This is a genomic window from Ferdinandcohnia salidurans, from assembly GCF_042680725.1.
Lineage (GTDB): Bacteria > Bacillota > Bacilli > Bacillales > Bacillaceae_L > Ferdinandcohnia > Ferdinandcohnia salidurans.
Map to the genome: position 1 here is coordinate 86,698 of NZ_JBHUEK010000026.1, position 20,460 is coordinate 107,157.

Annotated in this window: 20 protein-coding genes, 1 pseudogene and 1 riboswitch; of the genes and pseudogenes, 13 read left to right on the top strand and 8 right to left on the bottom strand. The window is 36.7% G+C overall.

All coding sequences use genetic code 11. The annotated features are described in order from the left end of the window. Positions 1–113 precede the first annotated feature (113 nt). Positions 114–851, top strand: coding sequence for an IclR family transcriptional regulator (locus ACFSFW_RS18610; protein ID WP_304214692.1), 738 nt, complete (start codon positions 114–116; stop codon positions 849–851). A 127-nt stretch (positions 852–978) separates the two neighbouring features. On the opposite strand, the gene ACFSFW_RS18615 is transcribed toward ACFSFW_RS18610, so the two are convergent. Next, positions 979–1,224, bottom strand: coding sequence for an HPr family phosphocarrier protein (locus ACFSFW_RS18615; RefSeq protein ID WP_304214690.1), 246 nt, complete (start codon positions 1,222–1,224; stop codon positions 979–981). Positions 1,225–1,575: 351 nt separating this feature from the next. On the opposite strand from ACFSFW_RS18615, the gene glpK reads away from it, so the two are divergent. The 3 genes from glpK to ACFSFW_RS18630 all read left to right on the top strand — a co-directional run bounded on the left by glpK (position 1,576) and on the right by ACFSFW_RS18630 (position 7,190). Next, entirely contained in the window at positions 1,576–3,066 is a 1,491-nt protein-coding gene (gene glpK, locus ACFSFW_RS18620; protein WP_388040442.1) for a glycerol kinase GlpK, read from the top strand. A 174-nt stretch (positions 3,067–3,240) separates the two neighbouring features. Further along, complete coding sequence (locus tag ACFSFW_RS18625; protein WP_388040554.1) at positions 3,241–4,857, top strand: glycerol-3-phosphate dehydrogenase/oxidase; 1,617 nt, start codon at positions 3,241–3,243, stop codon at positions 4,855–4,857. 602 nt (positions 4,858–5,459) lie between these two features. Continuing rightward, entirely contained in the window at positions 5,460–7,190 is a 1,731-nt protein-coding gene (locus ACFSFW_RS18630) for a phospho-sugar mutase (RefSeq protein ID WP_388040444.1), read from the top strand. 60 nt (positions 7,191–7,250) lie between these two features. Here ACFSFW_RS18630 and ACFSFW_RS18635 read toward each other — a convergent pair whose 3' ends face one another. After that, the gene (locus ACFSFW_RS18635) at positions 7,251–7,490 is read right to left on the bottom strand and encodes a YhdB family protein (protein WP_099353313.1); all 240 of its coding nucleotides are present in this window, start codon (positions 7,488–7,490) and stop codon (positions 7,251–7,253) included. Positions 7,491–7,690: 200 nt separating this feature from the next. Between ACFSFW_RS18635 and ACFSFW_RS18640 the strand changes: the two genes are divergently transcribed. The 5 genes and pseudogenes from ACFSFW_RS18640 to ACFSFW_RS18660 all read left to right on the top strand — a co-directional run. Continuing rightward, positions 7,691–8,047, top strand: a complete 357-nt coding sequence (locus ACFSFW_RS18640) for a DUF3889 domain-containing protein (RefSeq protein WP_388040446.1) — start codon at positions 7,691–7,693, stop codon at positions 8,045–8,047. A 138-nt stretch (positions 8,048–8,185) separates the two neighbouring features. Further along, positions 8,186–9,595 (top strand): SpoVR family protein, encoded by a 1,410-nt coding sequence (locus tag ACFSFW_RS18645; protein ID WP_388040448.1) that lies wholly within the window; start codon positions 8,186–8,188, stop codon positions 9,593–9,595. Positions 9,596–10,054: 459 nt separating this feature from the next. Then, entirely contained in the window at positions 10,055–11,512 is a 1,458-nt protein-coding gene (locus ACFSFW_RS18650; RefSeq protein ID WP_388040449.1) for an AAA family ATPase, read from the top strand. Further along, complete coding sequence (locus ACFSFW_RS18655) at positions 11,493–12,116, top strand: hypothetical protein (RefSeq protein ID WP_388040451.1); 624 nt, start codon at positions 11,493–11,495, stop codon at positions 12,114–12,116. Before ACFSFW_RS18650 ends, ACFSFW_RS18655 begins: the two co-directional genes overlap by 20 nt. 149 nt (positions 12,117–12,265) lie before the next feature. Then, positions 12,266–12,913: pseudogene (locus ACFSFW_RS18660) on the top strand (SpoVR family protein); the annotation flags it as partial. Positions 12,914–13,019: 106 nt separating this feature from the next. Here the strand turns inward: ACFSFW_RS18660 and crcB (ACFSFW_RS18665) are convergent. Both crcB (ACFSFW_RS18665) and crcB (ACFSFW_RS18670) read right to left on the bottom strand, forming a co-directional pair. Beyond that, positions 13,020–13,388, bottom strand: coding sequence for a fluoride efflux transporter CrcB (gene crcB / locus ACFSFW_RS18665; protein ID WP_388040453.1), 369 nt, complete (start codon positions 13,386–13,388; stop codon positions 13,020–13,022). After that, positions 13,385–13,762, bottom strand: coding sequence for a fluoride efflux transporter CrcB (crcB, locus tag ACFSFW_RS18670; RefSeq protein ID WP_388040455.1), 378 nt, complete (start codon positions 13,760–13,762; stop codon positions 13,385–13,387). The genes crcB (ACFSFW_RS18665) and crcB (ACFSFW_RS18670) overlap by 4 nt, the downstream gene beginning before the upstream one ends. A 53-nt stretch (positions 13,763–13,815) precedes the next feature. Further along, positions 13,816–13,876: riboswitch (Fluoride riboswitch) on the bottom strand. 247 nt (positions 13,877–14,123) lie between these two features. Here crcB (ACFSFW_RS18670) and ACFSFW_RS18675 point away from each other — a divergent pair. From ACFSFW_RS18675 to ACFSFW_RS18690, 4 genes are all read left to right on the top strand, one after another. Next, positions 14,124–14,480 (top strand): putative zinc-binding protein, encoded by a 357-nt coding sequence (locus tag ACFSFW_RS18675; protein ID WP_388040457.1) that lies wholly within the window; start codon positions 14,124–14,126, stop codon positions 14,478–14,480. Between the two features lie 110 nt (positions 14,481–14,590). Then, complete coding sequence (locus ACFSFW_RS18680) at positions 14,591–15,010, top strand: universal stress protein (protein WP_388040459.1); 420 nt, start codon at positions 14,591–14,593, stop codon at positions 15,008–15,010. A 307-nt stretch (positions 15,011–15,317) separates the two neighbouring features. Continuing rightward, positions 15,318–16,796 carry a SulP family inorganic anion transporter gene (locus ACFSFW_RS18685; protein ID WP_388040461.1) on the top strand — a complete coding sequence of 493 codons (1,479 nt, stop codon included), beginning with the start codon at positions 15,318–15,320 and terminating at the stop codon, positions 16,794–16,796. A gap of 118 nt (positions 16,797–16,914) precedes the next feature. After that, positions 16,915–17,445 (top strand): CBO0543 family protein, encoded by a 531-nt coding sequence (locus ACFSFW_RS18690; RefSeq protein WP_388040463.1) that lies wholly within the window; start codon positions 16,915–16,917, stop codon positions 17,443–17,445. A 107-nt stretch (positions 17,446–17,552) separates the two neighbouring features. On the opposite strand, the gene ACFSFW_RS18695 is transcribed toward ACFSFW_RS18690, so the two are convergent. From ACFSFW_RS18695 to ACFSFW_RS18710, 4 genes are all read right to left on the bottom strand, one after another. Next, the gene (locus ACFSFW_RS18695; protein WP_099362529.1) at positions 17,553–18,020 is read right to left on the bottom strand and encodes a hypothetical protein; all 468 of its coding nucleotides are present in this window, start codon (positions 18,018–18,020) and stop codon (positions 17,553–17,555) included. Positions 18,021–18,138: 118 nt separating this feature from the next. After that, entirely contained in the window at positions 18,139–18,789 is a 651-nt protein-coding gene (locus ACFSFW_RS18700) for a hypothetical protein (protein ID WP_388040465.1), read from the bottom strand. A 119-nt stretch (positions 18,790–18,908) separates the two neighbouring features. Next, the gene (locus ACFSFW_RS18705) at positions 18,909–19,718 is read right to left on the bottom strand and encodes an EcsC family protein (protein ID WP_388040467.1); all 810 of its coding nucleotides are present in this window, start codon (positions 19,716–19,718) and stop codon (positions 18,909–18,911) included. Between the two features lie 176 nt (positions 19,719–19,894). Then, positions 19,895–20,458 (bottom strand): FAD-dependent oxidoreductase, encoded by a 564-nt coding sequence (locus ACFSFW_RS18710; protein WP_304214663.1) that lies wholly within the window; start codon positions 20,456–20,458, stop codon positions 19,895–19,897. Positions 20,459–20,460: the final 2 nt, after the last annotated feature.

Consider the following 20,460-nt stretch of genomic DNA (forward strand, 5'->3'; position numbering starts at 1 on the left):
ACAGTGTGGAAGGCGGTGACGTTGCCTTCCACACTGCTTTCTTATTTTAAGACAGGAATATGTTATAATTGAAGTTAAAAGAATTTGTTCATATAGGAGATTTGGAGGGTACTATGAAAGTAAAAGCTGATGTTTCGACAACGGTATTGCGTGCCATCAAAATATTAAATTATCTAAAAGAGACACCAGGTCCTCAAAGTATTAGTTATATCAGTAAAGAGTTGGAACTGTCTTCCACCATTGTTCACCGTTTATTAACAACTTTAAAAATGGAAGGGTTTGTTTTTCAAGATTCCCAGTCCAAACTTTATTCACTAGGAACTGTATTTATGGACTATGCTAATAAAATAATGACAGAACTTCCTTATGCACCAATTGTAGAACCATGGTTGATAAAATTGCGTAACATCACTGAAGAAACAGTTGGATTTTATATTCCGAATGGTCACATGCGCTTATGTGTCCTGGAATATGAAAGTCAACAGGAAATACGACGTTCAGTCGGAGTGGGAAAACAACACCCAATCTATGCAGGAGCAACTGGTCGAGCCATTCTAGCTTTTCAACCAGAGGAAACGCAGCAACGGGTAATCCAAAGTTTACCACTGGAAAAGCGACAGGTTTTAGCTGAAAAAATACAAGCAACCCGAGAAAATGGATATGCCATTAGTATGGGAGAAATCAGTTCTAACGTTTCTGCACTTTCAGCACCTGTTTTTGACCACCAACACCGCGTGATCGGCGCTCTTTCCATCTCTGGTCCCGCATTTCGCTTCCATGAAGAAATGGTTACAAAACACATAGCTACATTAGTTCAAGCAACAAAAGAAATCTCAGTCACGTTTGGGTAAACATGGGGCAGCACTTGTTATTTTACTTTCAATGTGTAATAGGAGCATTTTTATAAACTTGAGTAAAAGTAATAAAAAACCACGATTGATATCTAAATATATTTCAATCGTGGTTTTTCGTTAGGAATTAGATAAACTTTTCCAGCCATTCTAATGCTTCCTCTTCATCAGGACCATCCACTCTAACCGTAATGATCTGTCCTTCACGGATACCTGCTCCCATCAACCCTAAAATACTTTTGGCATTGTATGATCTATTTTTAAGCTGAAATTCAACATCACTTGTAAACCTACTGAGATTCTGAACTAATTCCCCCGCTGGCTTAGCGTGTAGTCCTTCCTTGATGGTAACTGTAACTTCTTTTTCAATCAAAGCGTTCCACTCCTTACAAGAGTTAATTTTAAAATGACCATTACTACATTTATTCTCAAGAAAAAATTTTAGACCTAAAAAAAGCACCTCATCTCAGGTAGAAAAAAATATGTAAGCGTGTTAATTTTAAGTAAGGAAAACGTTTTAACTTGATTCAGAAGAAGTTTCTACTTCTATAAGTGGGGATGAATGCAATTTTGAGTACTCAATTTAGTGATGGGTCCAAATTCCGTCTGAATAAAGTTAAAGCCTCCGGCGGATGCCACGATTTTTCAGAGGTAGTTTTTCGAGCGAGCTCGAAAAAAAATCGGGCGCAAATACGCCAAGGCGCATTTGATAGGGGGTTATTAATTGGAAAAATACATACTTTCACTTGATCAAGGTACCACGAGTTCACGCGCAATTTTATTTAATCAAAAAGGTGAAATTGTACATGTTGCGCAGAAGGAATTCACGCAAATTTTTCCTAAACCAGGTTGGGTGGAACATAATGCAAATGAAATTTGGGGTTCCATTTTATCAGTCATGGCATCTGTTTTATCAGAAGCAAATGTAAAAGCAGAGCAGATTGCAGGAATTGGGATTACAAACCAACGTGAGACCACGGTTGTGTGGGACAAAGAAACAGGCCAGCCTGTGTACAATGCAATTGTGTGGCAATCCCGTCAAACGTCTGATATTTGTGAAGAGTTAAAAGCAAAGGGATTAAATGATACATTCCGTCAAAAAACGGGCCTTCTACTTGATGCCTATTTTTCAGGGACAAAAGTGAAATGGATTTTAGATTATGTAGAAGGAGCACGTGAAAAAGCAGAAAGCGGGAAACTTCTATTTGGGACAATTGACTCTTGGATCATTTGGAAGCTATCAGGTGGAAAGGCTCATGTAACAGATTATTCAAATGCCTCCCGGACCTTAATGTACAACATTTATGAATTACAATGGGATGATGAGTTATTAAAGCATTTAACCGTACCTAAGTCGATGCTACCAGAGGTTCGCCCATCATCAGACGTGTATGCAACTACAGCTCCTTATCATTTCTTTGGTCAAGAGGTGCCAATTGCAGGTGCAGCTGGGGACCAACAGGCAGCTCTTTTCGGGCAAGCTTGTTATGAAAAGGGTATGGTTAAAAACACATATGGCACAGGTTGCTTTATGCTGATGAATACCGGTGAGAAAGCAGTTCCTTCTAAGCATGGATTATTAACAACAATCGCATGGGGGATTAACGGAAAAGTTGAATACGCCTTAGAAGGAAGTATATTCGTCGCAGGTTCTGCTATTCAATGGCTTCGTGACGGTCTGCGCATGTTTACAGATGCCAAGGATAGCGAAGGCTATGCTGTAAAGGTAGCTTCAACGGATGGAGTCTATGTAGTGCCGGCATTTGTTGGACTAGGCGCGCCATATTGGGATAGTGACGTACGTGGCGCTGTGTTTGGCCTTACACGTGGGACTTCAAAAGAACATTTCGTCCGAGCAACTCTAGAATCACTAGCCTACCAAACAAAGGATGTCTTAACTGCAATGGAGGCTGATTCTGGCATATCATTGAAAACACTTCGTGTAGATGGTGGTGTTGTGAAAAATAACTTCCTTATGGATTTCCAAAGTGGTATTTTAGGAGTACCAGTTGAACGTCCTGTAATTAATGAAACAACAGCTTTAGGGGCTGCGTACTTGGCTGGCTTGGCAGTGGGCTATTGGAAGGGGCAATCAGAAATTTCTAGTAAATGGGCGATTGATCAAACCTTTGAACCCAAAATGAGTGAAGAAAAGCGAGAAGAACTATATAACGGTTGGAAAAAGGCAGTACAGGCTGCAATGGCATTCAAATAATAAGTATGCTATCATGAAGATAAGTTAATCATTCGGTAGGAGATTAGGGAGAGACCGCAGGAGCATTGTCACTATGTGTACAATGACTTTTGTGGTCTCTTTTTTCTACCTCTTTAAGGAGTGGGAATCGTGACACAGTTTTCAGGTATAGGTAGAAGTTCAATATTAGCGGATATGGAGAAGGAGGTTCACGATTTATTTATCATTGGTGGTGGAATAACAGGTGCTGGTATAGCACTTGACGCTGCTGCCCGTGGACTTAAAACAGCTCTTGTTGAAATGCAGGATTTTGCTGCCGGAACATCCAGCCGTTCTACAAAACTCGTCCATGGTGGCCTTCGCTATTTAAAACAATTTGAATTTGGATTAGTGGCCGAGGTTGGGAAGGAAAGGGCTATTGTATATGAGAATGGTCCACATGTTACAACTCCAGAGTGGATCCTATTACCCCTACATCAAGGAGGTACCTTTGGGAAATTTTCAACATCCATTGGCCTACGTGTTTACGACTATTTAGCAGGAGTGAAAAAGTCGGAAAGAAGATCCATGTTAAGTGCCGAGGAAACCCTTGCAAAAGAGCCACTTATCAAAAAGGACGGTCTTAAAGGTGGAGGCTATTATGTTGAGTATCGAACAGACGATGCACGCTTAACAATTGAAGTGATGAAAAAGGCTATCGAAAGCGGTGCAAAAGCGGTCAATTATGCCAAGGTGGAATCATTTATTTATGAGGATGAAAAGGTAAAAGGAGTAAAGGTAGTTGACCAACTTACAGGAAAAGAATACAAAATACAAGCCAAAAAAATTGTTAATGCAACCGGGCCTTGGGTCGATAAAATGAGAGAAGCCGACAATTCGAAAAAAGGTAAAGTATTACGTCTAACAAAAGGTGTTCATATTGTTATTGATCAATCCAAGTTCCCGTTAAAACAAGCAGTGTACTATGACACACCAGATGGACGAATGGTATTTGCGATACCTCGTGACGGTAAAACGTATATCGGAACAACAGATACATTTTATGACAAAGATACCGCTCATCCAACAGTTACAACAGAGGACCGTGCATATTTAATTAATACAATCAACTATATGTTCCCAAGTGTAAATGTCAAGGATTCTGATATTGAATCGAGCTGGGCAGGTTTACGACCATTGATTTATGAAGAAGGAAAGGATCCTTCCGAAATATCGCGTAAAGATGAAATCTGGGTTTCTGATTCTGGTCTCATCACAATTGCTGGTGGAAAATTAACAGGTTATCGTAAAATGGCCGAAACCGTGGTAGACAAAGTTGGAAAGCTTTTACAAGAAGAAGGGGCAACTACACTTAAACCTTGTCAAACAAAAAGTATGGCTATATCTGGTGGAGAAGTTGGTGGTTCGAAAAACTATCCATCGTTTATGGCTAAAAAAGTTGAGGAACTCATGAACGAATTCCACCTTTCTCAAAAGGATGCTCAAAAATTAACGCGATTGTATGGATCAAACATCAATATTATTCAGGGTATTATGGTCGATTTAAGTGATAAAGTAAATGAACCAAATCTGCCAGTAATTGCAACATTGGAATATGGAATTCAATATGAAATGGTCACAAAACCAATCGATTTCCTCATTCGCCGTACAGGTGCGATGTTCTTTGATATTGATTGGGTCAATCAATGGAAACAACAGATTATTTCCTACATGGCCGAAAAGTTTAACTGGACTGCAGAAGAAAAACAAGGCTATGAAGCCGAAGTTGAAGCTTACATTAAAGACGCAACTGAGCCAACTGAAGAGAGATAATTACTTGTGTAGACAGACGGAGGGATCCGTCTGTTTTTTTGACTTTCAGGGAATTATAAGGTCCCACCATGTGATAATTAGTGAAACAGCGCCGGACAATACGAGGAAGACAGCGAGCAGGACAACCAGTTAAACAGGTACGTAACTGGAGGATATTAGGAGACAGCGAACCAGCAACCGCCTTAAATAAGCACGCATCTGGATAAAATTAGGTAACAGCAAACCAGTAAACCCGTTAAAGAGGTAAGTAACTGGATAAAATTAGGGAACAGCGAACCAGTTTATCAGTTAAATAGGCACGCATCTGGATAAAATTAGGGAACAGTGAACCAGCAACCACCTTAAACATGTACCACCTGTAAAGTTAAGTTAAAAGAGATCAAACTTAGTGGTCCCCATTGCATAAGTACAATAGGGACCATAACAAGAATCCTACTAAAAATCATAAACTTCATTTTGATCAACCTAGCCTTTTTACTCATTTTCATAAGAATCAAGACAAACTTTGTTAAATTAATTGGAAAAAGACAGGATTTTATATAGAATAAGTAGAAGATAAAACAAAGATATTAACAATACAACTGTAATTGGGGGCATCGAACATGAGTTGGATGGAAAAGTATAACCAATGGCTCAATACGCCAGGGTTGGATGAAGAAATCAAGAATGCGTTGCTTGAAAAGAAAGACAATCAAAAAGAACTTGAAGATTGCTTTTATAAAAATCTAGAGTTTGGAACTGGGGGAATGCGTGGAGAAATCGGACCAGGGACAAACCGTATGAATTTATATACAGTAAGAAAAGCTTCAGCTGGGCTTGCAGCATTTATAGAGTCCTTTGGTGAAGAAGCGAAGCGCCGTGGGGTTGCCATTGCGTATGATTCTCGTCACAAATCACCTGAGTTTGCAATGGAAGCTGCAAAAACCCTTGCTACACATGGAATTCAAACCTATGTATTTGATGAACTTCGACCTACTCCAGAGCTTTCATATGCGGTTCGTCATTTAGGTGCTTTTTCAGGAATCGTGGTGACAGCTAGCCACAATCCGCCAGAATATAATGGGTATAAGGTATATGGCTCTGATGGTGGACAACTTCCACCTGAAGCTGCAGATACAGTGATTGAAAAGGTAAATGCGATCCATAATGAGCTTGAGTTAGAAGTTGGCAGTGAAGAAGAATTAAAAGCTTCCGGACTCATTAAAATGATTGGTACAGAAATTGATAATGCCTATACAGAAAAGCTAAAAACAATCTCGATTAATCCAACCCTTTCCCAGGTTGGCGTTAAGGTAGTGTTTACTCCACTCCACGGTACTGCTAACAAGCCCGTTCGTAATGGCTTAAAAGCATTTGGATACGAGAATGTTACAGTGGTAAAGGAACAAGAGCTTCCTGATCCTAATTTCTCAACTGTAAAATCACCAAACCCAGAGGAGCATGCAGCTTTCGAATTGGCGATAAAAGAAGGCAAAAGGATTGACGCTGATGTTTTAATCGGAACAGACCCAGATGCAGACCGTTTAGGGGTAGCTGTTAAGGATGACAATGGTGAATACGTCGTATTAACAGGAAACCAAACAGGTGCCATTTTGCTGCACTACATTTTATCAGAAAAGAAGAAACAAGGTATTCTACCGGAAAATGGTATCGTGCTTAAGACAATCGTTACATCTGAAATTGGACGAGAAATAGCGAAATCATTTGGACTTGATACAATTGATACTCTTACGGGCTTTAAATTTATCGGTGAAAAGATTAAGGAATTCGAACAAACAGGAGAATACAAATTCCAATTTGGTTACGAAGAAAGCTATGGTTACTTAATAGGAGACTTTGCTCGTGATAAAGATGCAGTCCAAGCTGCATTATTAGCGGTAGAAGTGTGTGCTTTCTACAAAAACAAAGGAATGACAATGTATGAGGGCCTAATGGAGATTTTTGAGAAGTATGGTTATTATCGTGAAGGCCTTGAATCCTTAACTCTAAAAGGAAAAGAGGGCGCAGAACAAATCAACAATCTTCTTGCAAGCTTCCGTAGTGAGCCACCAACAATTGTTGCTGGCCGTAAGGTAACCCTTATTGAGGACTATAAGGAAAGTGTCCGAACAAACGTTGAAGAAAGTAAAAAAGAAGAAATCACTCTTCCAAAATCAAATGTTTTAAAATACTTCTTAGAGGACGGTACGTGGTTCTGCCTACGTCCATCGGGTACAGAGCCAAAAGTAAAATTCTATTTTGGAGTTAAAGGAAGTTCACTTGAAGATAGTCAACAAGCTTTAAATGACATTTCTAAAGATGTAATGGAACAAGTTCATAACACATTAAACTAAAAACAAGGCCCTCGGGTCTTGTTTTTTTCGATAAAAGTAAAGTGGGGATTTTCACCCCACTTACATATGTGCAGCTAATTCTTCCATGCTTTCTGTGGACGCATGGTCTATATACCGAAGTAAAGAATATAACTGTCTTTCGATAACAGAATAATCTTTTTCAAAATTATAGGCATGTAAGAAGTGTTCAATCTTTTTTGAAAGGAAATCATCCTTTGTTCGAACCATCAATATAAGTAGGTTATCCCACTGTGAACGATGCGTGTAATAAAGCGCTTTGTCATAGTCAACAGTATTCACTGCTTTTCCCTCCTTCTAAGGAGTTGATTATAGTGTGTGGAGAAAACAATTTTTTTCTCGCTGTAAATCTTGGACAAGAATCCAAAACAAATATGAATACATAAAGCCTAAAGTCTTTGTTTAAATGGAAAAAATAAAGTGACTAAGATCTTGAGGAATAGCGCAAAATACAATTGATTTTTACATAGGAGGTATGGAACATGACAAAACGAATATTTATTTCAATTTTTTGTAGTATGTTTCTAATAGTAGGAGGCGGTATCGTAAGCGCACAACAGAAGCCACCACAAAAACCACCACAGCAGGAACAACCGCTGCCAACGGATTATGAAAAATGGGGTAAGATTGCGATTGATGTGGCAAAATTGAATTATCCAGACAGCAAAATCAGCGATTATCAGTATAAGGGACGAGAAGAACTTACCGATACACAATCAAAGGATACTTTTGAATTGAAAGTACAAACTAAAGATCGCACATTTACAGCAAAAGTGATGATCCTGTTTAATCCACAAACAGAGTCCCTTTTATCTTTAAGCATCGAAGAAGTAAAATAAGGAACAACTATTTGGCCACAATTCACTAATAGAATGTGGCCACTTTTGCGTTAAAAACGTGTAACAACGAAATCCCCTTTCATCATTTTGACCAATGACTCATAAATTGTGATAAGGACGAAAAGGGGGAGATCAACTGTGAGAGATTCTGACCGCAAGAAGCTCGAGTATGCAATTGATGAAATCACGGAAATTGCAGAAGGCTTTGGACTGGATTTTTATCCAATGAGATACGAAATTTGTCCTGCTGATATTATTTATACATTTGGCGCTTATGGGATGCCTACTCGATTTTCGCATTGGAGCTTTGGAAAACAATTTTATCGAATGAAGCTGCAATATGATTTAGGATTAAGTAAGATTTACGAACTCGTCATCAATTCTGATCCATGTTATGCGTTTTTACTCGATTCCAATTCCCTTATTCAAAACAAATTGATTGTTGCTCACGTACTAGCACATTGTGATTTTTTCAAAAATAATTTCCGTTTTAGTAATACAAAACGAGATATGGTTGAAAGTATGGCAGCAACAGCGGAACGAGTAAAACATTATGAGCATGTTTACGGAAAACTTGAGGTGGAAACATTTTTAGATGCAGTGTTAGCTATTCAAGAGCATATTGACCCTTCCCTTATGAGGCCAAAGCTTAATTGGAGCCTTGAGGATGAAGAAGAAGAAATAAAGCGAAAGCCATCACCTTATGATGATTTATGGGGCTTAGATAAAACGGCAGCAAATGATAAACCAGTTGCACGTAAGAAAAAGAAATTTCCGCCACAGCCTGAAAAAGATATCCTTTTATTTATTGAACAATACAGTCGGGAGCTAGAGGATTGGCAGCGTGATATTTTAACAATGATGCGTGAGGAAATGCTGTATTTCTGGCCACAGCTTGAAACGAAAATCATGAACGAAGGCTGGGCTTCCTATTGGCACCAGCGAATTCTTCGAGAAATGGATCTTACTTCTGATGAAGCAATTGAGTTTGCGAAGCTCAATGCAGGTGTTGTGCAACCATCAAAAACAAGCATTAATCCATATTACTTAGGTTTAAAAATCTTTGAGGACATAGAGGAACGATACAATAACCCTACAAAGGAAATGATGGAACGTGGTGTTCAGCCAGGATCTGGACGTGAAAAAATCTTTGAGGTTCGTGAAGTTGAATCAGATATATCGTTCATTCGAAATTACTTAACAAAGGATTTAGTCCTACGTGAAGACATGTATCTCTTCCAAAAGCAAGGTCGCGATTATAAAATCATTGATAAACAATGGACGCAGGTTCGTGACCAGCTCGTAAACATGCGTGTAAACGGTGGGTTCCCTTATATCACTGTAAACGATGGTGACTATCTAAAAAGCGGAGAACTTTTCCTAAAACACTGGTACGAAGACATAGAGCTTGATTTAAAATATCTTGAAAAAGTACTTCCTTACATTTATCAACTATGGGGCAGACCAGTCCACATGGAGACCGTATTAGAGAATAAATCTGTTGTATTTACGTATGATGGAAAGACGGTGCATAGGAAGTATATTTAACTAAAAAAGTTACTAAGAAATCGAGCCGGCTCAAAAGCTGAGGTTTTAATTAAATTTCTGTACTAAAAGACGACTCAAATTCATTTCTTGAATTGAAAGTCGTTTTTTTTTATATTGTTTGGATAATTCTATAATTTTTTAAAGGAAATCAAGTATGTATTGAAGAATAGTATGTATATTTAGCCTTAACAAACCGAGATGAAATAGCATGCTAGTAAAGAATTAATTCTGATATATAGGAAAGCACTAATTTTTTTCAGGTAATTTTTAGTTTTGATTAATAAATGTTAAAATATATATGACAAATTTAATACCTAAAAACCTTACTCAAATTTCTTAAATAGAATAAATAAAGTGGGTTTTAGATAAGTAATAAACTAATAATACATTTTAAGTTTAAATTTAATTTAAAGTATAATAAATTTTGATGTTTCTGATTGAAATATGTGGAGGTAGACAATGAATAAGTGGACATTAGAAGTTCAAAATTTTGGTAAAATCAGGAATGCTTCGATTGAGGTTAGCCCTTTTATGATATTTGTAGGGGATAATAACAGTGGGAAAAGTTATATTATGGAGTTGCTTTGGGGACTTATTACAGAAACTGATGATATTATTAGAAATATTGTTCACCTTGAAGGCTACAATGATTTTATAGAACGGAACATAAATATAATATCTTCAACACATGAAACAAAATTTAAAATCACTCCTGAATTACAAAATGAACTTATATACTATTTTAATGAATCACTAAAATTACAAAAGGAAAGTTTTATTAAGAAGATCTTTAATCACTCAATTACTTTAGACAATATTAAAATTAAGAGGAAAGAATTCTTGGAATTGGAGGTAAAAGTTGAAAGACATCAAAGAATTTTTCCTATTGATGACTCTGAAGGTGCTCAAGAAGTGCAAGTAATTGAAGGATTAAGGGTTACTTTGATTCTTGATGATAAAAAAGTCTCATCTTATATTGTACGGGATGATAGAAGTATACTTTTGAGAACTGTTTTTAGAAGAGTATTATATATGCTGATTCGAAAAGATTTTTATAATTTTTATAGTTATCCTCTTACTTTTAAGTCAAGGTTTAGTTATCTTCAGCCAATATATTTTCCAGCATCAAGGACAGGGTTTATGCATACATATCGGGCAATATTAGGTAATCAAAGAAATAATGCTGAAGATATAGAAGAAATCGACATAGAAATAAATGAAGAATATAAAAATCAGATAGCAGGGACTAATTTAACTTTACCTACAATTATGTTCCTAGAGAAATTGCAAAAATTAAACTTGGATGCTGATAATCAAAAAAAGTACAAAGAGGAGCTTGATTTTTTAACAGGAAATATATTAGAAGGGAAACTATCAAAGGACTCGTTTGAACACTTTGAATTTGTACCAAGCAATTCAGATGTTGGAATACCACTTCATGTTACTTCATCTCTTGTTGCTGAGTTGGCACCGATAGTAATGTTTTTATCTTCTTCATATGATCCTGATTTATGGATCATAGAAGAACTAGAGTCTCATTTACACCCAAAAATTCAGATGGAAGTGGCACGCTTTTTATTTCATTTGTTGAATAGAAATAAAAATGTTTGGATTACAACACATAGCGATAGTCTTATGCAAAAGATTAATAATCTGCTCACATTATCACAGCATCCTAACAAGAATAAAATAATCGAAACACTTAATTTTAAATCTAAAGATATATTAGATGATGTTTCTGTGGTGAACGCGTACCAATTTTCATCTAACAATAGTATTACTGAAGTTGAGAAATTAGAATTAGACCTTTATGGGTATGAAATGCCTACTTTTAATAATGCATTAGAAAAACTGATAATTGAAACTGATAAAATTCAAAATATAGGTGAAGATTTAGATGGTAACAATAGGAATTGATTTTAACCGTGTACTAGAAAATTTCTACAAAAAAGAGAATCATAAAATTATTATCAATGAAACACAGGATAGTGGTAAAGCAGAGCTAGAAGTGATATTTCCTAATTTACCAAACATAAGTTACTATAAGTTGGAAGAGGAAAAGACACAATGGCTTAAGTTTATCAATAATCAAAAATGTGCTGACGGAGTAGTTTTACAAATTAATGAAAGTCAGAATAGACATGCAATTATATATATTTTCGAGCTTAAATCAACACTTTCCTCGTCAACTTGGTCGAAAGTGTTAAAACAGTATAGAGGAGCCTTACTTCGTGCAATTTCCTTTTGCAATGTTGTGGGAATAAGTGATATTAGGGAAGTATATCTATATACTTCCTTTACAGATAGTTCAAAACTTGATTCAGAGAAAAAAGCTATCGAAAGTCAGCAAAATGTAAAGGGACTCATCGCAAAAAAAAGGTTTGTTGGACTAAAAAGTGAAGAAATACTGAAGTGGGGGAACACAAATATAAAATTATTTCCAAATGGTGGATATTTCCCTCATCAAAAGATCACTCTGAGACATGTAAATGGTGTTAATACAGGGAGTTTCATCGTTTAATGCTTATATTTTTGTTTTGGTGTGGACGGTTAGCTTCATTTAAAGAATTGTAGTTAAGCATTCTCATATTAATAAAAAGTTAAGGTGAAAAATGTAACTTTTTATCATATTTACCTAATAAGTTTATTTGCACACAAATTATAAAATTAACACCTTTTCGATACGAAGGCTGGGCTTCGTATTGGCATCAGCGGATTCTCCGAGAAATGGATCTTACTTCTGATGAAGCAATTGAGTTTGCGAAGCTCAATGCAGGTGTAGTGCAACCATCCAAAACAAGCATTAATCCATATTACTTAGGTTTAAAAATCTTTGAGGACATAGAGGAACGTTACAATAACCCAACGAAGGAAATGAAGGAACGTGGTGTTCAGCCAGGATCTGGGCGTGAAAAAATCTTTGAGGTTCGTGAAGTGGAATCAGATATTTCTTTCATTCGAAATTACTTAACGAAGGATTTAGTCCTGCGCGAAGACATGTATCTCTTCCAAAAGCAAGGACGAGATTATAAAGTCATTGATAAACAATGGACACAGGTTCGTGACCAGCTCGTGAACATGCGTGTCAACGGTGGGTTCCCGTATATCACTGTAACCGATGGTGACTATCTAAAAAGCGGGGAGCTCTTCCTAAAACATTGGTACGAAGACATAGAGCTTGATTTAAAATATCTTGAAAAAGTACTACCTTACATTTATCAACTATGGGGCAGACCCGTCCACATGGAGACCGTATTAGAGAATAAATCTGTTGTATTTACGTATGATGGAAAAACCGTGCATAGGAAATATATTTAATGAGTAGGGGACGGACCTCTTGGTTATGTAACAGGAGGTCCGTCCTTGTGTTATTAGTTAATACATGAAATACAATTGCTTTAAAGATTACATACGGTGTTAACACTCATACCAAGAAATACCCCACTTCAATCCCTATAAAGGCTAACATGATCCCCCCGCCGTAACTTAATAAGTTGTAGATGAAAAAATCTTTTTTTCGTTTGCCAATATGGAGTTGTATTCCTTCCAGTTTAAATGTCGAAAATGTTGTAAATGCCCCCATAAATCCAGTACCAAGTAATAAAAAGGCATATCCTCCAATCCCCATTCCGATAATGAACCCAAGAAGAAAAGACCCTGATAAATTTATTAAAAGTGTAGCAATTGGTATACGAAATGAAAATTTCTTATTGATAAATTGACTGACTGCATAACGAGTAATTGCTCCAAAGAATCCTCCAACTCCAACCAATATGATATTAACAAGGCTCATCCGACTGCTTCTCCTTTACTAACACGAAATCCTAATCGACTCATGATTAATCCCCCAATAATACTAGCAAATATATAGATGAATGCTAAAAATAACTCTTCAGTTTTAACAAGCGTGACCGTTTCCACACTTAACGTAGAAAAAGTCGTAAATGATCCAACAAACCCCGTTCCGATAGCGGCTTTTAAGTTAGCAGGGATTGAAAGCCTCTCCACTAAGGCAGTTGTGAACCAAGATAATAGAAAACTCCCTATAAGATTGACGGTAAGAGTAGCAAACGGAAACACTGCACTTTCGTCGAACAATACAAAACCAATAAAATACCTTAAAATTGCCCCTAAAAATCCTGCAATCCCAATTAAAAGATAAACCATTTTGTTTTTCCTCCCATTTTAGGTGAAAATAAAAAGACTCCTGCCAGATAAAGTTACTGACAGGAGTCATTAGCCTAGTGGCAGTTAAAGGTGAACTCCATCACCTATACTATTTTATATACTTTAAAAATATATTCAAAATTGTATTTAAAATAATAATTCTTATACAAAAATTTTAACATATTTTTAGCAAAGTAACTATATTTTCTGTTTTTCGAATAGGGTCAAATTTGAAGAAGCTACCCCATTGGTAGTTTTTTTGTGTATATTTTTAAAAAGTCTGAAAATGGTGATGTTCCTCACAGAAATAAAATAGTAAATATACTAAAATTGATTCCAATTATAAAGGGAGGGATATAAAGTGGAAAAAAAGAATTTGCCTCTAGTTTATTCTTGTTCAGGCTGTTCGTCCGCTGCGCAAACAGCAAATACAATAGCGATAAAAATGGATCGAGAAAATATAGCTGAAATGTCTTGCATTGCAGGAGTAGGCGGAGATGTTAAACCACTTGTTAAAACAGCAAAATCAGGAAGGGATATCATTGCGATTGACGGTTGCCCTCTAGCATGCTGTAAGCATATTTTGGCAAGACATGAAATCGAGGCTAAGCATCATTTTGTATTAACAAATTTTAATGTTCCAAAAATACAACATGTAGATCCGGATCCCCAACTAACGTTAGATACTTACAATGAGATATTGGAACTTACTAGATAACTTACTATAGGAAATTCAAGGTGGTAAATAAAAATATAAAGTAGGAAAAGGAGAATGAGTATATTGTAAAGAATTTAAATTAAGAAGCGCATTAAATAGGGAGGTCAATTATGTACAATAGAATCCTATTAGCTGCAGATGGTTCTGAGCACTCCAAACGGGCGGCTGAACATGCAATAATGCTTACAAACGGAAAATTAGATACAAAAATTGAAATCGTATATGTAGTCGATCACAATAAAGTCAAATCCGATGTATTAGAAAATTGGAATGCTCCGGATATTGGTGATAAACGAAGACTACGATTAAAAGAAATTGAACAAATAATGAGGAAATCAGGTGTTTCTTATGACATAACATTTCTTCATGGCGAACCAGGACCTACTATTGTAAATTATGCGAATAAAAATCAGTTTGACCTCGTCATCATTGGTAGCAGAGGACTAAATGTTCTACAGGAGTTTGTGCTTGGAAGTGTTAGTCACAAAGTTGCCAAGCGTGCAAATTGTCCAGTGCTAATTGTAAAGTAAAATCGAGTAAAGGCAGTCAGTGCTTTATTTAAAAAGTACTGACTGTCTTTTTATTTGAGTACCGCACTAAAAACTACCATGTGGAATTAAGAATTTTATTAAGTCGCAGTGAAAATAGAAGAAAACAGAAGAATAATGAAGGTGAGGTAAAATGTTTGCGTTTACATACTAATTTCACATATTAGCTGAAATCCGCTATACTTTGATTTGTTCACGACGGACCCGACTTTCATGAGAGTTGAAAGTCAAAAAACATGAAGGCATTTGCCGGAGTAATACATTAATCAAAATAGAAAGAGGTGCTGATTTGAATTTATCAACATTTAAAACTGAATGGTTTGGCAATGTGCGAGGAGATATTATGGCAGGGATTGTTGTTGCACTTGCGCTAATTCCGGAGGCAATTGCCTTTTCACTAATTGCAGGAGTTGACCCAATGATAGGGTTGTACGCCTCATTTTGTATTGCCGTGACAATTGCATTTGTTGGGGGAAGACCTGGTATGATTTCTGCAGCAACAGGAGCAACTGCATTACTAATGGTGACATTGGTTGCAGATTATGGCCTCCAATACTTACTTGCTGCAACGATTTTAACGGGTGTTATCCAAATTATCATGGGTGTGTTAAAGCTTGGGAGACTTATGAAATTTGTCCCTCGTTCAGTCATGACTGGTTTCGTGAACTCACTTGCGATCTTGATTTTTGCGGCTCAATTACCGCATTTTGCAGGTGAATCATGGCAAATGTACGCAATGGTAGCAGGAGCCTTAGCCATTATTTATATCTTCCCGCGTTTTACAAAGGCTGTTCCATCACCATTAGTAGCTATCATTGTTATGACAGTAATCGCAGTATTAACTAATAGTGGAGTACGTACAATTGGAGATATGGGGGAGCTTCCATCAACATTACCTATTTTTTTACTCCCTGATATACCGTTGAATTTTGAAACATTAAAAATTATCTTCCCTTATTCTTTATCAATCGCAATTGTTGGATTAGTTGAGTCATTATTAACAGCTTCGATTGTTGATGATATGACAGATACAGAAAGTGATAAAAATAAAGAAGCACGTGGGCAAGGGATAGCAAATATCGTTTCTGGCTTCTTTGGCGGAATGGCAGGTTGTGCGATGATCGGACAATCTGTAATTAACGTTAAATCTGGAGGTCGTGGAAGACTTTCTGCGTTTGTAGCCGGAGTATTTTTAATGGTCTTAATCATAGTACTTAAAGATTTCTTAGTTCAAATTCCAATGGCAGCCCTCGTTGGGGTGATGTTCATGGTTTCAATCGGAACGTTTGACTGGTCGGCCTTACGCACTCTCCATAAGGTTCCAATCACGGACACAATTGTCATGATTGTAACAGTGATCACAGTTTTACAGACACATGACCTATCAAAAGGTGTTTTAGTTGGAATCATTCTGAGTGCAATTTTCTTTGCTTCAAAGATTTCAAAAGTAAAAGTTACAAGTCTTTCAGCAAAGAATTCGCAAAAGAAAGTGTACCATGTTTCAGGGCAGTTGTTCTTCGCTTCAGTTACTGATTTTGTCAATAGTTTTGATTACAAAGAAGATGTGAAAGAAATAGATTTAGATCTATCAAATGCCCACCTGTGGGATGACTCTGCGGTAGGCGCGATTGATAAGGTCGTCATGAAATACCATCAAAATGGGATAAACGTGAACATTAAAGGATTAAATACAGAAAGCAATAAATTAGTTGAGAAGCTTTCAGTACACAAGACACCAGGTGGTCTTGATAAAGCAGTAAATCATTAAGATAGGAAACGCGCTGTCTATTTGGCAGCGTGTTTTTTTGTCTATAATGATTATTATTAGGAAACAATAAAAGGTAACTTCAAAATTTTTACAGTTAGAGTAACTGAGGTGCCTTTTTGTGAATGCAATTTATGGTTTAATTTGGCTAGCAGCGTTATTTATTTGGGGAGATTGGAGAAATTTTAAAAAATACTATCCAACCTACCTCTTTTTGCTATTGGGGGATTTTCTTTATTTATATTTGTTATCTGACAAGTTTGCGATGTGGACATATACTCCTCAAGGTGTTGATGAAGGAATTGGTCTGACCAACACACATATCGTTTTTTCAATAATGGCTATAAAATATCCAGCAACCATACTCATCTTTTTAGGAAAATACCCAGAAGAAAGTACCTGGATAAAGCAATTGTTCTATATCTTAATATGGGGCGGCATTTATGCTGTGAATGAAGCTGTGGATTTATTTGTTGGACTTATAAAATATAATCATGGTTGGAGCTTGGGGTGGTCAGTATTATTTAACCTCGTGATGTTCTCCATTCTTCGTTTACATTATGTGCGGCCAATTCGTGCCTGGGTTGCCTCACTCATATTTATCCTCTTTCTTTGGCATATCTTTGATGTTCCTTCCTCGGTGTTTCGATAAAAAAGAAGTTTATTACGAGGAAATCAGTAAAAAACAAAAATTGTATAAAAAGGTGAAATAAATGGTAAAGGTTGCTGTTAACACTCAGCAACCTTTTGTGATATGTATTACACGAGAGCGTCCTCTTTACCAAAGGTTAGGATGATTTTTCTTATGAGAAAACCAACTATTAGCCCGGGAATTACACAAATCATTGGAAAAAAAACAGGTCCAAAGGTAATACCCCAAAAAATAGCTTTAGGCGCGACCATTAAACCGACGGTAACAAAATAAGCACAAAATGCAAATGGTAAAAAGGAATAGGGAGCTTTTCCACCACCAGCTTCTTTAAATGCATCCCACATGGCAAAAAAGTACAAACAAGGATAAAACATGAGCCACCCATAATTAGTAGATGCAAGTGCTTGTTGTGTTTCACCTAAAAAGCTAAGCATGATGACTTCATTGAAATTTGCAAGGGTATTGACCAAGAATTCTAAGAAAATAAAGGTTAGACCCTTTACATATTGTTTATTTAATAATTGTCCGAACCCTGGTAATGCAATACTCCAAAATATACGTTCTACAGCTTTCACATCGTTTTACCCACCACACTTCAGTTCGCTATATATCTATTTTCTTATATTTCCCAGTTAATTATTCATATTATTTCAATGAAAAAGCACCTGCTTACCAGGCGCTTGGAAAAACTTACTACATATGCTCATTTGGCGGTGCTGGCATTCCGTGAATAGAACTTCTGTCAAAATTACTTGGTGTCTGCTCTTGATTAGACACTTCGGCATACTGATTAGAGTCTATATTAACTTCAGATTGAACCTGTGCTGGTTCGACTTCTTGCATGTAAGTCGCATTATTTACATTACTTTGGTGTTGTTGAAATTGTTGAGTATGAGTTGTTTGGTTTTGGTAATCTTGATATTCATTTTGAACTTGATTTACTTGATAGTGAGATTGACCAGGATCCATTTGATTCTGTGGTTGCTGTTGCGGTGTGTCGATCATTGTTTGTTGTGAAATATAGCTTTGGTTCTGCTGGACATTAGGTGGACTCTGAATGTGGTTTTGTGATGTATTTCCATCTGGACCTGTAGGGGGTTGATTTTGGTTTTGTAATTGTTCCGTAACTTGAGCAATTGCCTCAACAGGTGTATCGGGTATTTTGTCAAAGAAACCTTTACCTTTATCCGGATTTGAAATGATCCCTAAAGCTCCCAGTAAGCCTAATATTGCAGTCACGTATGTTTCCCATGATGTTAAATCTATTTGCATACCTAAATCTTTAAATACCATATATAAAATCGATCCAAGAGAGACCCATAATCCGTAATTTTTCCATTTCATAAGTTGATAACTCCTTTGTGTTAGTCTCTTGAGTATCTTATTCGTTATTAATAAAAAATGTGACCGACTAGTTTGGAGGGAGTCCTTAATCCTGAAAAAGACCCATAAAAATGGGACTTTTAGGATGCTGGTGCTTCATCTTTTAATCTTTCTAGGATTCTTCTTTTACGGTATAACATATTTCCAGTCTCCGTGAGATCTTGAATCATCGAGCGATTGGAGACAGCTCCAAAAAGAATCCCTGCAATTGGTATCATTTGAAAGAGTTTCTTCCAACCAAGTGAGTCTCGGTAGGTATACACAACTTCACGCCAACCTTGGAGTTGTGACATCATTTCATTCGAAGAATTTCTGCCTTGATAAAAGGAGGTAAGTTCTTTTAGAATTGCCTGCTTCCCAACTACATCAGCAGAAGAGAACTGTAAACATTTAATAATAAAAATTCGCTCGTTTTTATCGTTTGGATCAAATCCATGAATAATTGCGATTTCCTGAAGTGTTTTTAATGACATTCCAAGCAAAGCAGGAATATCGATTGCAAGTGTAAATATACCACCGATCCCCGTCGTCGCTCCTTGCAGGGTGGCCACTTTTGCCCATTTTTCTGAATGCTCTTGGCTGACTTCAATCATTTTTTGAAGCGGGATTTGTTCGATATCTGCAATCTTTTCAATGGGCCTATTTGCTTTTTTTTCAATTAGATTAAAAATGGCTTTTTCCTGGATGAGATATTTACCACCGTTTTGTATGTAGCTTCCAATTTCATCAAGTAAAATGCCGATTTTTTCGTGGATAAACTTAGGAGTTAGTTTATCTAGAAGCTTAAATGGGAGTCGACCAATTCGTTCCCAAAACCATAAACCACTCTGGTCTTTTTCCCATACTTCTATCTTTTTTAGTTCACTTTCGAGTATATGTTTAGATTCCATTTGCATGCCTCTTTCTGTTTTTATTCCTATTATGTATTACGTTCATATTTAAAAATAGTTTCAGATAATGATTACTGGCATCGACCTTATTATGTACAATTTTAGCTATTATTGGTAGTCACATCCCCATAAAAAAACCAGGTGATAATTTATTCACCTGGTTTTTTTATGACATTTTATTTCTTTAACACATCATGGTCAACATAACGCTCACCATTGATTTCACTGATGATATTAATTGCAACTTTTGCACCGTCACCAGCCGTAATAATCGTATGAACACTTACACCTGCACATGTACCAGCAGCCCAGATACCCTCAACATTTGTTTTACCAGATGCATCAACATCAAGAACTGTTTTAATACGAGGCTCTGTGCCTTCTTTAGTAGCGACTCCTGCAGCAGCGGCCACGTCCGTTAAAGCTCCAGTTGCAAAAACCACGTATTTTCCTTCGTAATCACCGTTATCAGTTACAACCTTAAAACCGTTTTCAGTTTTTTCAACAGAAGTAACCGCCTGTTGAACAACTTCAGCACCAAATTTTGCAGCTTGTTTTTGGCCAATTTCAACTAGTTCAGGGCCTTCAATTTCAGTAACGCCATAATGGTTTTCAACCCAAGCACGCTTGGTCATACCTTTATCACTATCTAAAAGTAAAGTTTTCTTACCAGCCTTAGCTGTAAATAAAGCTGCACTTGCGCCTGCAGGACCGGCGCCGACAATAATAACATCAAACATTG

Bases quoted from the DNA above. Each gene is read 5' to 3' on its own strand.
- crcB (WP_388040455.1), bottom strand. From the start codon at position 13,762: ATGGTTTATCTTTTAATTGGGATTGCAGGATTTTTAGGGGCAATTTTA.
- ACFSFW_RS18630 (WP_388040444.1), top strand. From the start codon at position 5,460: ATGAGTTGGATGGAAAAGTATAACCAATGGCTCAATACGCCAGGGTTG.
- ACFSFW_RS18655 (WP_388040451.1), top strand. From the start codon at position 11,493: ATGGTAACAATAGGAATTGATTTTAACCGTGTACTAGAAAATTTCTAC.
- ACFSFW_RS18700 (WP_388040465.1), bottom strand. From the start codon at position 18,789: ATGAAATGGAAAAATTACGGATTATGGGTCTCTCTTGGATCGATTTTA.
- ACFSFW_RS18650 (WP_388040449.1), top strand. From the start codon at position 10,055: ATGAATAAGTGGACATTAGAAGTTCAAAATTTTGGTAAAATCAGGAAT.
- ACFSFW_RS18680 (WP_388040459.1), top strand. From the start codon at position 14,591: ATGTACAATAGAATCCTATTAGCTGCAGATGGTTCTGAGCACTCCAAA.
- ACFSFW_RS18640 (WP_388040446.1), top strand. From the start codon at position 7,691: ATGACAAAACGAATATTTATTTCAATTTTTTGTAGTATGTTTCTAATA.
- crcB (WP_388040453.1), bottom strand. From the start codon at position 13,388: ATGAGCCTTGTTAATATCATATTGGTTGGAGTTGGAGGATTCTTTGGA.
- ACFSFW_RS18610 (WP_304214692.1), top strand. From the start codon at position 114: ATGAAAGTAAAAGCTGATGTTTCGACAACGGTATTGCGTGCCATCAAA.
- ACFSFW_RS18705 (WP_388040467.1), bottom strand. From the start codon at position 19,718: ATGGAATCTAAACATATACTCGAAAGTGAACTAAAAAAGATAGAAGTA.
- ACFSFW_RS18625 (WP_388040554.1), top strand. From the start codon at position 3,241: ATGGAGAAGGAGGTTCACGATTTATTTATCATTGGTGGTGGAATAACA.
- ACFSFW_RS18710 (WP_304214663.1), bottom strand. From the start codon at position 20,458: ATGTTTGATGTTATTATTGTCGGCGCCGGTCCTGCAGGCGCAAGTGCA.